General features: G+C 42.0%; 14 protein-coding genes. 7 read left to right on the top strand and 7 right to left on the bottom strand.

Annotated features, from left to right (window positions below; all coding sequences use genetic code 11):
- Positions 1–124: 124 nt before the first annotated feature.
- Together arfB and ACFE90_RS27630 are read right to left on the bottom strand one after the other, a co-directional pair.
- Positions 125–541, bottom strand: coding sequence for an alternative ribosome rescue aminoacyl-tRNA hydrolase ArfB (arfB, locus tag ACFE90_RS27635; RefSeq protein ID WP_375505604.1), 417 nt, complete (start codon positions 539–541; stop codon positions 125–127).
- A 47-nt stretch (positions 542–588) separates the two neighbouring features.
- On the bottom strand, positions 589–843 hold the full coding sequence (locus ACFE90_RS27630; RefSeq protein ID WP_375505603.1) for an RNA-binding S4 domain-containing protein: 255 nt from the start codon (positions 841–843) through the stop codon (positions 589–591).
- Positions 844–1,394: 551 nt separating this feature from the next.
- On the opposite strand from ACFE90_RS27630, the gene dpdE reads away from it, so the two are divergent.
- The gene (gene dpdE, locus ACFE90_RS27625; protein ID WP_375505602.1) at positions 1,395–4,703 is read left to right on the top strand and encodes a protein DpdE; all 3,309 of its coding nucleotides are present in this window, start codon (positions 1,395–1,397) and stop codon (positions 4,701–4,703) included.
- Positions 4,704–4,816: 113 nt separating this feature from the next.
- Here dpdE and ACFE90_RS27620 read toward each other — a convergent pair whose 3' ends face one another.
- Entirely contained in the window at positions 4,817–4,945 is a 129-nt protein-coding gene (locus tag ACFE90_RS27620) for a hypothetical protein (RefSeq protein ID WP_375505601.1), read from the bottom strand.
- Positions 4,946–5,088: 143 nt separating this feature from the next.
- On the opposite strand from ACFE90_RS27620, the gene ACFE90_RS27615 reads away from it, so the two are divergent.
- Positions 5,089–6,183 (top strand): DUF4350 domain-containing protein, encoded by a 1,095-nt coding sequence (locus tag ACFE90_RS27615; RefSeq protein ID WP_375505600.1) that lies wholly within the window; start codon positions 5,089–5,091, stop codon positions 6,181–6,183.
- 63 nt (positions 6,184–6,246) lie between these two features.
- The gene (locus tag ACFE90_RS27610; RefSeq protein ID WP_375505599.1) at positions 6,247–7,197 is read left to right on the top strand and encodes an AAA family ATPase; all 951 of its coding nucleotides are present in this window, start codon (positions 6,247–6,249) and stop codon (positions 7,195–7,197) included.
- A 137-nt stretch (positions 7,198–7,334) separates the two neighbouring features.
- On the opposite strand, the gene crcB (ACFE90_RS27605) is transcribed toward ACFE90_RS27610, so the two are convergent.
- A complete protein-coding gene (gene crcB, locus ACFE90_RS27605) occupies positions 7,335–7,733 on the bottom strand; it encodes a fluoride efflux transporter CrcB (protein WP_375505598.1) in 399 nt (132 codons plus the stop codon).
- 61 nt (positions 7,734–7,794) lie between these two features.
- Positions 7,795–8,184 (bottom strand): fluoride efflux transporter CrcB, encoded by a 390-nt coding sequence (gene crcB / locus ACFE90_RS27600; RefSeq protein ID WP_375505597.1) that lies wholly within the window; start codon positions 8,182–8,184, stop codon positions 7,795–7,797.
- A 691-nt stretch (positions 8,185–8,875) separates the two neighbouring features.
- Between crcB (ACFE90_RS27600) and ACFE90_RS27595 the strand changes: the two genes are divergently transcribed.
- From ACFE90_RS27595 to ACFE90_RS27580, 4 genes are all read left to right on the top strand, one after another.
- Positions 8,876–9,520 (top strand): Type 1 glutamine amidotransferase-like domain-containing protein, encoded by a 645-nt coding sequence (locus tag ACFE90_RS27595; protein ID WP_375505596.1) that lies wholly within the window; start codon positions 8,876–8,878, stop codon positions 9,518–9,520.
- Positions 9,521–9,716: 196 nt separating this feature from the next.
- The gene (locus tag ACFE90_RS27590) at positions 9,717–10,196 is read left to right on the top strand and encodes a YbjN domain-containing protein (RefSeq protein WP_375505595.1); all 480 of its coding nucleotides are present in this window, start codon (positions 9,717–9,719) and stop codon (positions 10,194–10,196) included.
- A 79-nt stretch (positions 10,197–10,275) separates the two neighbouring features.
- Positions 10,276–11,028, top strand: coding sequence for a biotin/lipoate A/B protein ligase family protein (locus tag ACFE90_RS27585; protein WP_375505594.1), 753 nt, complete (start codon positions 10,276–10,278; stop codon positions 11,026–11,028).
- Between the two features lie 28 nt (positions 11,029–11,056).
- Positions 11,057–11,776 carry a Type 1 glutamine amidotransferase-like domain-containing protein gene (locus tag ACFE90_RS27580; RefSeq protein WP_375505593.1) on the top strand — a complete coding sequence of 240 codons (720 nt, stop codon included), beginning with the start codon at positions 11,057–11,059 and terminating at the stop codon, positions 11,774–11,776.
- On the opposite strand, the gene ACFE90_RS27575 is transcribed toward ACFE90_RS27580, so the two are convergent.
- Complete coding sequence (locus tag ACFE90_RS27575; RefSeq protein WP_375505592.1) at positions 11,773–12,405, bottom strand: HD family hydrolase; 633 nt, start codon at positions 12,403–12,405, stop codon at positions 11,773–11,775. The two genes, ACFE90_RS27580 and ACFE90_RS27575, sit on opposite strands and share 4 nt — an antisense overlap.
- 549 nt (positions 12,406–12,954) lie before the next feature.
- Positions 12,955–14,499 carry a bifunctional phosphoribosylaminoimidazolecarboxamide formyltransferase/IMP cyclohydrolase gene (purH, locus tag ACFE90_RS27570; RefSeq protein ID WP_375505591.1) on the bottom strand — a complete coding sequence of 515 codons (1,545 nt, stop codon included), beginning with the start codon at positions 14,497–14,499 and terminating at the stop codon, positions 12,955–12,957.
- Positions 14,500–14,653: the final 154 nt, after the last annotated feature.

Below are 14,653 nucleotides of genomic sequence, written 5' to 3'. Positions count from 1 at the left end.
CATTTTTAGCGATCGCTGGTTTTTGATCCTACCTCACCAAATCGCGTTGCTCCCGAAGGAATTAGTCTTAGTTCTTTAGTAAGATTTTGCAATAAAATTGAGCGCCAAAGTCTAAGTTTATAAATCAATAATCTGTCACTTCCGCTCTGTTAGACTTAACCTGTCCGCGCTTAGTTTTGTAGTCAAGGCGCTTTCTTTGAGAACTGCGACTTGGTTTCGTGGGTTTGCGTTTTATCGTCACTACAACTGCGCTTTGAATAAGTTCTTGAAGTCGTTTCAAAGCTGACTCTCGATTGTTCTCTTGGCTTCGGTGTTCCTGCGCTTTGATTACAACAACTCCGTCCTGGGTGATGCGTTGATCGTTCAGCTTTAAAAGCTGTTCTTTATAATAATTGGGTAATGATGAAGCCGCAATATCAAAGCGCAAATGAATCGCCGTGGAAACCTTATTTACATTTTGGCCTCCCGCTCCTTGCGAACGAATTGCACTAATTTCAATCTCACTCTGTGGGATAATAACTTTGTTGGAAATTTGTAGCATTACTCACAAGGGAAAATAGGAACTTGTAAATTTAGGATAAAAATCCTTTACTCGGTTTGTTCGGTAGAATCTATTACTACGTCTTGGTCTTCATTGTTATCCAAATTCACCTCTAAAGTCTTTCCTTCTATTGTCACTTTATCACCTGGCACTAATCGCCGCCCTCGTCGGGTTTCTAGCATACCGTTGACTTGGACATCGCCACCTTGAATCATCAGCTTGGCCTGTCCTCCACTTGGCACTATACCCATCAACTTTAAATATTGATTTAACTTAATTGTGTTGTCTCTGATTTTCTTCATAGTAAATAAAGGTACATGATCTTAATTGTATCGTGGTGTTATCAAGGGAAAGCGTGAATCTGTTGCACCACATAATCAGCTAAATACAGTATTTCATTAATTCGTAGTGAATTAAATTTGGCAATACCTTGCAATATTAATGCGTCCCGATGCCTTTAAAAACTAGTACATCACAACGCACATTAACCTTTGGGCTGATTTTACTAGTTGCCGATGCTGGAGCGACGCCGATAGCGTACCCCTACGGGGATCTTGCTACGCGTAGCGTCTCGTAGAGAAGCGTAAAGCCTTCTCTTCGAGAGGCTTGTCTGCGACACGCTACGCGAATGCCAACGGCATGGCTTCTCTACGAGAGGCTGCGCCAACGCTTAGAGCGAGTCTTGCCGAAGGCACGCTCTTGCGTTCGAGCGTCATAGCCCATCGTAGACATCGCTATACCAAAAAGCTGTAATGCCAGTTTATTATCTATAATGTTGATCGACAAAACTGCCAGATATAGGTGAACAAACTAGTCTGGAAGGTTCTTTTAGTGTGTTCAGGGGACTGGATCTATGATTAAGCTCGGTTTATTAGTACAGTCCCAGAATAACTATTTGGGTATAGGAAAAGTTACTGAAATATCTGATACCAATGCAAACGTTGAGTATTTCTGCTCCATAGGGCAACGTCTGCAAAAAACTTTACCTTTAAATTCGCTCTCTCAGGTCAGGCTTGAACCCCAGGCTCGATGCTATATTAAGTCCCAAACGCAGGATAAATGGATAGTTGGCAGAGTTTTCATCTGGGATGAAGATACAGAAATGTATCAAATTGATTTACCAGATAAGAAAACTGCGATCGCTACTGAAGAAGACATTTACGTTCGTTGTAATCTACCAAACACAGACCCCATCGAAACTCTGGCGATGAAGGGTCACGAAACGCCCTACTTCCACGATAAAAGATTGGCTTTCGTCAAATCCTTGATTAAGCAACGCGCTGTTAGTCGCGGGATGACGGGACTGATTTCGGCAAATATTAATCTTTATCCTCACCAAGTTGAAGTTGTACGGCGGGTACTGGAAGACCCAATTCAACGCTACTTGCTAGCAGACGAGGTGGGACTCGGAAAAACCATCGAAGCGGGGGCGATTCTGCGTCAATTCCTTCTGGATGAACCGAAAAAAGGTGCGGTGGTGATAGTTCCGCAATATTTGCTCAAACAATGGCAGACTGAGTTAGAAAACAAGTTTTACATTTCCCATTTTGGCAAACGGGTGGCGGTGCTGGCGGTTGAAGATATCCATAAAATCAACCTGAAAGCGAAGATAGGCTGCTTAATTTTAGATGAAGCCCATCATATCGCAGCAATGGCAATCTCTAAGGATGCAACAGTACGCCAGCGTTTTCAGACTTGCAAAGAACTTGCTCATAAAAGCGACCGCTTACTTTTATTATCCGCCACTCCTGTTCTCAACCATGAGCAGGATTTTCTGGCAATGTTGCACTTGCTCGACCCAACAACCTATAAAATTGGAGATTTAGCAGGTTTTCGTGCCAAAGTTGAAAGCCGTCAGCAAGTTGGTAAAGTTCTGCTTTCTTTTAAAGAAGATGCGGAGCCTGTTGTTCTCAAAAGCAACTTGCAGCAACTGCGAAACCTTTTTGCTGAGGATGAGTATTTACTGAAGCTGGCGGATGATTTAGAAAATTCACAAGCAAATTCTACTGAACAAGAGCAAATCGTCCAAGCGATTCGCGTCCACGTCAGCGATATCTATCGACTACACCGCCGAATGCTTCGCAACCGTCGCGCTGCGGTGGAAGATGTGATCTTTGACCGCAATTTTACGCCGAAAGAAGAGTATGATTTAGACGAGCGATCGCTTGATATCCACGAACTGCTCAATCAATGGCGTAGTGTTGCTCCTGGTGAAAAGCAATATCAGCGAATTTTTCTGTTGTTGTTCCTAGCTGCTGGTACTTGGTTAGGCATTTTAGAGCAGGTAATTACTGCCCGGTTAACTGGTAAGCCTCACGCTAAACTCATCCAGGAGTTTAAAGAAGATGATCTTCGCCTATTAACTACAACTCCCAAATTCTCAGGCGAAGAAGAGATTCTGCAATCCTTGCTAAAAATTATTCGTCAACCTCAAGAGGACGGACAACGGACGGAAAATTTGAAAACAGTACTGCTGAATCAGCTAGGTACATACTTTAAAATTCCCGCAAATGTTCGGAAGAATCAAAAAGAATTCATCACGAGAATACAGCAGAGAATCAAGAGACCAATTACTGGTGATATTCTGCCCAAATTTATCGTATTTACTAGTTTTGTGCAAACTTGCGGCGAAATTGTCCGGTATTTATCTGATACCTTTGGTGCAGAGACAGTGGCCAGCCATCAATTTGGAGAATCACCAGACAAGGTTGAGGAAGGCTTAAATAGGTTCAAGAATAACCCAAACTGTTTTATTTTAGTATGCGATCGCTCTGGAGAAGAAGGGCGTAATCTCCAGTTTGCCGATTGGTTAATTCATTTTGACCTTCCTTGGTCGCCTAATCAATTAGAACAGAGAATTGGCAGACTTGACCGCATTGGCAGCAAAATTGGCATCCAATCTAGTGCCTTAATTGGCCCCTACTTGGAAGATAGTCCTCACAATGCTTGGTATAAAGTATTGAAAGATGGGTTTGGTATATTCCAACAATCAATTGCCAGTCTCCAGTTTTATGTGGATGAGAAACTTGCAGAATTAGAAACAGTTTTGTTTCAATCAAGTGCTGCTGGATTGTTAGAGATGATTTCGCCAATTCAAGAGCAAATTGAAGCTGAAATAGCAAAAATTAGCGAACAGAATGCTCTAGATGAAATTGATGCTAACGATGAAATTGCCACTGAGTATTTTCAAGAGCTAGATAATTACGATGCTTGTCATTTAGAAATTAAACGAGCAATTGAAGGTTGGATTTGTGACGCACTGGGATTCAGAGGACTCAATAACCCAGATTCGTCAGAGATGCGACGTTATCAACCGACAACGCGGACATTAGTTCCCATAAATGAGTTAAAAAACCGTTTTGCAGATAGTTCCCTAGACCAATTTGGTACTTATAATCGCAGGGTAGCAAACCAGAATGCTAGTATTAAACTCTTTCGGGTTGGGGAAGGATTTATTGAAGCACTTTGGAACTATATAAATTGGGATGACCGAGGTGAAGCCTTTGCGATGTGGCGCACTGATGCATCTTGGGACTCTAAAGAAGGGAAGGAGTGGTTCGGTTTCCAATGCAATTATGTAGTCGAGGCAAATTTAAAAATTGCCAAACAAGTTTTACTAGATAACAAACTAGATAATTCTCAATTCAAAAACTTGCAGCGACGTGTCGATGCTCTATTTCCTCCAATTATAGAAACTATCTATGTTGATGGTCGCAAGGAGCCAATACGCGTTGTTGAAGATAAAGCTCTTTTAAGTATCTTGCAACGTCCATATAAAGATAAAAACAACAATCAAGGACGAGATTATAATCTGGCAAAAGAGCGCTTAGGAATTATTGACGATTTTGTTGACCCTAGTAAATGGCAAAATTTCTGTTATCAAGTGCGTAACACTTCTTCGGAATTACTCTCAAATCGTCCCGATTTTATTGACTTATGCCAAAGTTGTGCTAAGGTCGCCGAAAAGAAATTAGCCAATAGAGTCGAACAATTACGGCTGCGTCTGAACCAGCAAAGTTGGGATAATGCATTAGCTGAAGAATTGAAGATAGAAACTGCTTTAAATGCAGCCATTCTAGAAGGAATTCGTCAGCCCCAGATTAGGCTTGATTCTGTCGGTTTTATTATTGTATCGGGGCGATCACTTGTACAATTTGAGTGATATTATCTACGGTTAAATAGCCTTAGTCAATGTACTAACCCCGCCCTACTCAAGGGTGGGGTTTTTTAGGGCTTCCAATTCAATAATTTGCACTGCTGTTGCAACACCATTTTCTAAGCGGATTTTTTCTTTAAGTGCAGTAGCGCGATCGCGTATACTTTGATCCAGCGTGCAAGCCTACCGCCAACACCAGCTAAGACCGAACGTAGCCATGCACCAATCGTTAGGATTGTAATGTGCATAATTAAAATAATTTGTATGGTTTATTACCACAAGTGTTTTAATGCAGAATTTAAGAAAATTAATCATATTTTTGACTTTCCCTAAAAAATAAGTAAGTATTAACACTACTGATCCAGAAACGAAGTGATTATAGCGATCAAAAATGAAACGTTCAAATCGCCTTGCTTGGATGTCCGCGATCGCACTCGCTGCGCTCGTTTTACTTAGTCTTTTTGCGGCTCCAAATAATACTAAAATTAACACTGGCTCTACTTATAACCGCGCCTCTGATGGCTATGGCGCTTGGTATGCTTTTATGCAACAGCAGGGAATTTCTATCAAACGCTGGCAAAAGCCTTTTAGTGACATTCAGCCAGATAACAACCCTGTTACCTTCCTACAGGTAAGCAGCGATCCAAGGGAGACGACACTGGATAGTCAAAAGCGCGAATGGGTAGAAAAAGGGAATACTTTGGTAATTTTGGGTGCGGGGGCGCGGGTTACAGAAGCGCAGTTTAGCACTATGCAAAAATCACCCCAAGGCAATATTAAAATTGATACGCGTAGGCGGTATAAAAAAGCTAACTCTAAGCAAGTTGATTTAGGCGATCGCTTTGGTGCTATTGTCTGGGAACAAAATTACAAAAAAGGAAAGGTGATTTTTTCTACCACTCCTTATTTAGCCGCCAACGCCTACCAAGATTATTTAAGTAATTTCAAGTATTTAGCCAATTTGGTTCATCAAAAAGGTAACACAGTATTTATCGATGAATACATCCACGGCTATAAAGATGCCGATGTCAGAAACAAAGAAAGCGAAGCAGATTTATCTAGCTTTTTTGCTAAAACTCCTGTATTTCCAATATTGGTACAAGTAAGTATCCTGCTATTAGTGTTAATTTGGGCACAGAATCGCCGCTTTGGCAAGCCAGTAGCTTTAGATACACCAGTTGTAGATAACAGCGAAGCATATATCCAAGCTTTAGCGGGAGTCTTGCAGAAAGCTGATACCACCGACTTTGTTGTAGAGATGGTAGGTAAACAAGAACAACTACAACTCCAAAAAGCCTTGGGATTAGGGCAAATACCTTTAGAACGTGAAGGCTTGATCAATTTCTGGATAGAAAAAACAGGCGCAAGTGCAGCAGAACTAGATGCAGTTTTAAAGCTACAATCTCGCAAACAACCCATCAGTGAACGAGAACTGTTAAGCTGGTTGGGGAAATGGCGAAACATTAGGGGAATTCATAATTTATAATTCATAATTAATTTTTTTAATTATGCATAATATTTCTGCGTTAGTTATTTATCAATAAAAAATATGAGCGAAACCCATCCTATCTTAATTCGCCTCGGTCAAGGTCTTAATCAAGTAATTGTCGGACAATCAAGCCTAATACAACAACTCTTAGTAGCACTGCTAGCGGGTGGACACGTAATTTTAGAAGGAGTACCGGGGACTGGTAAAACTCTGCTAGTAAAGGTGTTAGCACAATTAATCCAAGGAGAGTTTCGCCGGATTCAACTAACACCAGATGTTTTACCTTCAGATATTACTGGTACAAATATTTTTGACTTGAATAGCCGCAATTTCACTTTAAAAAAAGGGCCAATATTTACCGAAGTGCTGCTAGCAGACGAAATCAACCGTACTCCTCCCAAGACACAAGCGGCGCTGCTGGAAGCAATGGAAGAGATGCAGGTAACATTGGATGGTGAAAGTTTGCCCTTACCAGATTTATTTTGGGTGATTGCAACCCAAAATCCCCTGGAATTTGAGGGGACTTATCCCTTACCAGAGGCGCAGTTGGACAGATTTTTATTTAAGCTGGTGGTAGATTACCCAGATCAAGCTGCCGAAAAGCAAATGTTACTGAATCGTCAGGCGGGTTTTGCAGCACGGCGTTTGGATATTAGCCGTTTGAAACCAATCGCAACAGTAGCCGACATTTTGCAAGCACGACAAGCAGTTAAAGAAGTTAAAGTATCAGAAGCGATCGTTGATTATTTGTTGGCGTTGGTGAGAACATCGCGTCAATATCCTGATTTAACTTTGGGTGCATCGCCTCGCGCCGCCGGTGCTTGGTTGCAGACATCTCAAGCCTTAGCGTGGTTAGCTGGAAGAGATTTTGTAACGCCAGATGATGTTAAAGCAGTTGCATCGCCACTGCTACGTCATCGCCTCATTTTGAAACCAGAAGCGATGCTGGATGGTTTACAAATGGATGCGGTAATTGCGTTGGTAATTAATCAAGTGCCAGTTCCCAGGTGAAAAAATCAGCAAAAGACCAGTTTGAAAATCCAGATAATTATTAGGGCTGTTTAATCCCGATGACACACCTACTCATAGTCCCCAGTAGCGATCGCATTTAATCAGAGTGCGATCGCGCTAGCTATAATTTAAAATCTTTAAACGCTTCTTCTTGCCAATAAGATACCGATTTGGATGCAAATCATTCCCATGATCGCACTACCAACCCAATAAATTAACAGCATCGTGATATCTCCCTTATCTAAGAAACCTCTTGATTCCAAACCATAGGTAGAAAAAGTAGTATATGCACCACAGAAGCCTGTTGTCGTCATCAGGCGAAGTTCCGGCGAGATGATGCGAATATTCTCGGTTGCTAGAGTCAAAATATAAGCAATCAATAAACAGCCAGACACGTTAATCAAGAATGTGCCGTAAAAGCCAAAATTTGTTCCAAAAATAGCTTTTGCCAGTTCAGTTAAATAGAAACGACTCAACGCTCCAAAAATCGCCCCGATCGCTACAGCTAGGGAATAACGTCCTTTTAAAGAACCCATTGCTTTTTACCTAAAGTTGATTGTGTATCGTTTTTCGTAAGCTACATCTCAACCATTTTTATTACTTTACAAAAAGCTTGGCGATCGCTACTCCAACAATCACTGCTCCCAAACCTAGAACTGCACTCCCAGCCCAATAAAAAGCTGTGGCAACGATTCGTTTGCTACGCCATAGGGTTAGAGTATCAAAGCCATAGGTTGAAAATGTGGTGTAAGAACCTAAAAATCCAGTTCTAATGAGTAAATCCAATTCCTTGGGATAGCCTGTAATTCCTTGGGAAATTGTGAAAAAGAAACCCATCGCTAAACATCCAGTCAAATTAATAGCAAATGTTGCGTAGGGAAATTTTGTCCCCAATTTAGCTTTTGTCCATTCTGTAATATGAAACCGAGATAACGCCCCAGGAACCGCACCTGCTGCGATTGCTAAAACATTAGTTATGTCTGACATTAGTTACGATTTATTCTGTGCTAAGGCTTGTTTATTGTAAAGCAGATAAAGTGCAATTCAATAGTTAGTCTTTTAATATTACAATACCAAAACTTTAAAAACTCACTAATCCTTAGCAAAATCATCAGATATAAAAGGTTGATGCAGATGTTTAAACAGCGAGTTTGCCTGTCAGCATAGATTTATAAATGTTATTTTGACTTAGTTTCTTATGAGCTAGCTTTACTCCTGTGTTCCGGTCTATCGAACTTACTAAATGCTCGGTGCATCTGATGAGCGTGGGCGAAAAAATTAATGATATCGGACTAATTCAAATCACGTTAAAGAGTGAGCGTGGCTTCTCTTGGCTTGGACTAATGACTAATAACTAATGACTAATGACTTCGCCAAGCGATTTGATTAGTTTTCAGCTATTCTAGAATGCAATTGGGCAAAAGTGGTGGAAACTTGGGTAAATGAAGTATATCCTTATAGATGATTCAGAAATTGTCTCTACAAATAAAAATGGTGTGTCATAGTTACCTGAAATACACTGGAAATAGGCTTTTGGATCGCAACTTCACGATCGCGATCGCACCCTTACACTTTAGGCTTTTGGAAAGTAGACCAAAAGGAGGCTAAAACTAACTACGAGCGGCTATGGTACTATTGAGCAAACCTATAATCAAATTATTGTTTGGGCGATCGCCTTATGCGACAATTGGTGCTTTACAGCGATCAAGTTATCCCAGCAAATCAGCAGGTGGATGAATACCTGCTTCAACTATTAGGCACCACTGGCGCACGCATTGGCTATATTTCCTCATCAAGCGATCCAAAACGCCAGTACTTTACGGTAAAACAACAGTACTATCAGCAGTATGATCTCGAACTCGCGCTCTACCTTGAACTCGATGTGGCATACAAAGCTGACCTTCTCGATTCGTTGTTCGCCTGTGATGCAATTCATTTATCTGGCGGTAATACCTATTACTTCTTATACTGGCTCCAGAAATGTGGTTTGATAGAGCGGCTTCAGCACTATGCTCTCCATCAAGGCGTGTTAATTGGCACTTCGGCTGGGGCAATTATGATGACACCGGAGGTATCCTCGGCGCGGCTATGTGGTGATGCACCCTATGCACCGCTTACTACCTACCAGGGATTAGGTCTAGTGGACTTTGCGTTTGTGCCGCATGTGCAGGATACACCAGAGTATTACACCCGTATGCAGGCGTATGCCAACCACCAACAACGAGTTGTATACGGCTGTCATGATGGGGATGGGATTGTAGTCGCAGGTGAAACGGTTACGTTGGTTGGCAATGTTGTAAGCATGACACCAAAAAGCGCATGAGTTATGCTCTACGGCATGCGTGTTCGGTTACATTCAACGCTTCCCGACCATAATAAGCTGTCAACATATTCCAATCAGCACCCATTTCTAATCTCAATTTTAGAAAGTAGTGCAAAAGGAAGCTCAAACTAACTGCGTCCACAAGTTATAAAGTATGTGTAGATAAGACAGCAAGGATGTTGAGGAAAAAATCTCTATGACAAACTACCAAGAAAGCATAACTAGTAACGAATCCATTAATGAGCTAATCGCCGAGACGGCAAGCATTAACCATCTGGAGGTAATTGAGAATGTCATCGATTCTTTGGAACAAGATGACAGTGCGATGGTTAAGCGCACTCCAGAGGGTGGTTATCTCTGGAAGTTTAAGTATGGAAGTGTGGAAGTATTTGTCCAACTCAACGGGACAACCGATGAAGACACCATTACGGTTTGGTCTACGGTACTAAATTTACCTGCCAAAGATGAACCTAAGTTGATGCGGTATCTTTTGGAGTTAAACTGCTCTAGTACTTTTGAAGCGCGTTTCGGTATTATTGAAAACCGGGTGGTTGTGATATCAACACGCACCTTAGCCGAATTATCTCCTGGCGAAGTATCTCGACTCATTACCATTGTGGCAACGATCGCTGATAATAACGATGAAGCTTTACAATCTGAATTTGGTGCAACTTAAGGAATTTTGGATTTTAGATCGCACCTTTGGTATGCTTTCAACGCAACTTGGATTTTAGATTGGGCAACTGCTACATCGGATGCATACTAATCAGGTTTGGCGACTAATTCCTTTGCTAGAGGCAGATGGCAATGTGCAGATGGCGATTGACCGATGGTTGCTAGAACAGCACTATTCGGGAAAGCATCCGCCAACTCTGCGCTTTTATACCTGGTCGCCACCTGCAATTTCTCTCGGTTATCATCAACGCCAATACCCTGAATATTGGCAACATTTAAGTTGGCAAGGGCAAAAACTGGATTTAGTGCGGCGTCCTACTGGTGGACGGGCTGTTTTACACCAAGGTGATTTAACTTACGCTGTAGTCACATCTGGACTTACGGGTAGTCGCCTCCAGGTGTACGAAAAAATTTGTGAGTTTTTGATTCAAGGGTGGCAATCGCTCGGCGTAGAATTACATTACGGTACGGCTGGGCGAAGTTACATCCACAACCCTAATTGTTTTGGTACTGCTACCAGTGCAGATTTAGTTTTGCCAGATGGTGCCAAACTCATTGGTAGCGCTCAACTGCGACGTGGTGGGATAATTTTGCAACATGGTTCCATCCGTTTGCAACCCGATGCTGAACTGTTTACTCAAGTATTTGGTGCAGAATCTTTTACGACTGTACAACTGCCTCAAAGTCTGAGTGTAGAAAAGATTATTGCAGCTTTAATTACCACAGCTAGCGATTGTTTTGATATGCAAATAGAGTTGAAACCCCTCTCGCAATTTGAGTGGGAGGAAATTTTGGCGAAACCGATTTCGGAGGCTGGTTCTCAGATTATTTGATGGGATAGAAATAGAACAGGATTTAAAAATGATTACAAATTCAGTTCCTAAACAAATCATTGCAATGGGCGGTGGAGGCTTTTCAATGGAACCTGAAAACCCTCTACTGGATCGATATATCTTGGGATTATGCAAAAAGAAAAGACCGAAGATTTGTTTTATTCCTACAGCAAGTGGTGATTCTGACAAATATATTGTTAAATTCTACTCAGCTTTTGTGCAGTTTCTATGTCAGCCATCTCATTTGTCCTTGTTTAACCCATTTACATCTGACTTTAGGTCTTTTGTTCTTGAGCAGGACATTATTTATGTAGGAGGTGGAAACACTAAAAACCTAATTGCTCTTTGGAAAGAGTGGGGACTTGACCATATTTTGAGAGAAGCTTGGGAAAGTGGCGTTATTCTTTCTGGCTTAAGTGCAGGCTCTATTTGTTGGTTTGAAGAGGGAGTGACGGACTCTATTCCTGGGAACATGACTGTATTACAGTGTCTTGGCTTTCTAAAAGGTAGTAACTGTCCTCACTATGACGGTGAGCCAAGAAGAAAACCTGCTTACCATCAACTTTTATCAGAAGGACTTATTAGCTCTGGATATGCTGTAGACGATGGGGTTGCTCTCCATTTTGTTGGAGAGCAATTGGAAAAAGTTGTGAGTTCACGTCCGCAACCCAAAGCTTATTGTTTAGAAAGAGTAGATAAGACAGTTAAAGAAACGATTTTAGAACCTATATACTTGAGAAATAGCTAATAATTTTCAACGCGAAAATCCTGAGTAATTAGCGCAGTATCATCTTTAAGATACCCTACTGTCACACAATCATCAATCAATTGCAGAACAAACGGCCACAGTTCCGGCGCACCTGTTTCTACTACCGCTACCCGTTTCATCACCTGGTCGCGTCTAATGCCATGAATGCGCCAAGTCCCACCCCCATTTTGCTGATTGTGCAGCAAGGGTTGTATACGGTCTAGGGCTGCGGCAAACTTGGCGGTGGGTGTTTCCCCTGCTTCAAACTCATCCCAGAGTAAACGCAACTCCCTAGCTTGATCTGCTGGCAAAAGTCCAAATAAGCGTAACGCTGCTTGTGCTTCCCGTTCTGCCTTGCTGTCATTACCCCGCACATCGTAGCAGAAGGTATCACCTGCATCAATTTCTACCAAATCGTGAATTAGCAGCATTTTGATGGCATGGAATATATCAACACCCTCCGGGGCATATTCTGCTAATACACTTGCCATCACCGCTAAATGCCAAGAATGTTCTGCACTATTTTCTCGGCGTGACCCATTAGTGAGTAGGGTTTGGCGCATCACCTGTTTCAATTGGTCAATCTCGATGATGAACTGAATTTGTTGAGTCAGCCGATTAATTTGCACCTAGATTTCTGATTGGGGGTGAGGTTGACTGGATTTTGGACTTTAGGTGATTATCTGAATAATTCTGGCGAATCTGCAAGGGCTTTTTTCTGCATACCAATTAAAAAGCGCCTGGGAGTGTTGCCGTGTTTCCACCCCAAACGCTTTTTATTTTTAACTTGCTCCTCACACAATTAGATAATATCACTGCTTCTATCAAAAGGCGAGTATATTGAGTGACACTTTCAAAACTGCACCTACAATCCAATTTCTATATATAAATTAAAAATGCCTGGGAGTGTTGCCGTGTTTCCACCCCAGGCATTTTTTATTCTCAACTTGCTCCTCACACACAAATAAAGATTATCACTACCTCTATCAAATGGCAAGTATATTGAGTGAAATTTTTGATAAATTAAAAAGCGCTTGGGAGTGTTGCCGTGTTTCCACCCCAGGCGCTTTTTACTTTTAACTTGCTCCTCACACACGACTAAAACATATCATTAATTCAATCAAAAAGCAAGCAAATTGTGTGACACTTTATAAACTGCACACATTATGAGCAACAATTTAGTGTAAAAAGTGACGTACACCAGTTAAGACCATTACCAAACCCAGTTCGTTAGCAGCTTTGATTGAATCTTTATCGCGCAAACTTCCCCCTGGTTGGACAATGGCTGTAATTCCTGCTGCTGCGGCTGTTTTCACAGAATCATCGAAGGGGAAGAATCCATCGCTGGCGAGAGTTGCACCTTTGGCTTTTTCTTGAGCTTGTTCTAGGGCAATTTTAACTGAGCCGACGCGGTTCATTTGACCAGCACCTACTCCTAGTGTAGTGCGATCGCTTGTCACAACAATGGCATTCGATTTAACGTGTTTGCAAACTTTCCACGCAAACAGCAATTCGGCTAATTCGTCGGGTGTCGGTTGACGTTCAGTCACAACTTGCCATTGACTGGTATCAGCAATCACGTCATCGCTAGTTTGGACAAGGAAACCACCTGCGATCACTTTCACTGTATCCTTAGGACCACTGCTCAAATCTGCTAGAGTCAAAACCCGCACGTTAGATTTTTTGGCAAGAATTTCTTGAGCTTCCGCATCACAATTTGGTGCAACCACACACTCTAAAAATGTTTTAGTTAACTCGCTAGCTGTAGCTGCATCAATCGGACGGTTGAGTGCGACAATCCCACCAAAAGCAGAAACAGAATCAGCGTTGAAAGCCTTTTGGTAAGCTTCTGAAATAGTGCTTCCCAGTGCCGTACCACAGGGATTTGTATGTTTGATAATCGTTGCTGCTGGAGTATCAGTGAATTCAGCAATGATTCGGCGTGCAGCTTCTAAATCAACTAAGTTATTGTAACTAAGTTCTTTGCCTTGCAGTTTTGTCGCAGATGTCCAACCCGTTGGAGTAGTACCAGTTTGATACCAGGTGGCGGGTTGATGGGGATTCTCGCCGTAACGCAGAGATTGCAATTGTGTGCCGCTCAGGGTGTACTGCTGTGCTTCTGCGAGGTAAGATGCGAACTGACAAGTCAGCGCTTGCGCTATGGCTTGATCATAGCTAGCAGTGTGCGAAAATCCTTTTAATGCCGCCTTTTGCCGAAACTCTAGGGATGCTACACCGTTATTTTGGCGCAATTCCTCTAAATACTCGTCATACTGTGCTGGATCGCATAATACAGCCAGATGGGCGAAGTTTTTTGATGATGCCCGTAGCATTGCTGGCCCACCAATATCAATCTGTTCAACAGCTTCAGCTAATGTCACCCCTGGTTTAGCGATCGTTTCCTCAAAAGGATATAGATTCACCACCACTAAATCAATCGGGCGAATTTGGTTATTTTCTAAATCTGTAATATCTTGGGGAACATCTCGCCGCGCCAAAATTCCGCCATGAATCCGGGGATGTAAGGTTTTGACTCGACCACCTAAAATTTCTGGTGAGCCTGTATAATCTGCAACTTTGGTGACAGGGAGTCCCGCATCTTTGAGTGCTTGGGCTGTTCCCCCACTGCTGATTAAATCAAAGTCGAATTCTTCAACCAAGCTACGGGCTAGGTCAATTAAACCAGTTTTGTTAGATACACTCAGCAGGGCTAGACGCGCCATTGATCAATTCCTTAAAAGTAGGCTAGAAGCGAAGGATCTCAAGTTTTGCATAAGCCTTGGTTCACTTCAAGACCATGAGGAATAATATTGACTCGTGTAATTTACAGCGTATTTGAGGTTTATGAGGTACAGTAACAACAATTAGTAAACCAAT

The sequence above is a fragment of the uncultured Nostoc sp. genome (assembly GCF_964245445.1).
Classification (GTDB): domain Bacteria; phylum Cyanobacteriota; class Cyanobacteriia; order Cyanobacteriales; family Nostocaceae; genus Nostoc.
The sequence above is the reverse complement of the archived record's forward strand: the minus strand, read 5'-3'. Positions and strand labels throughout refer to the sequence as shown.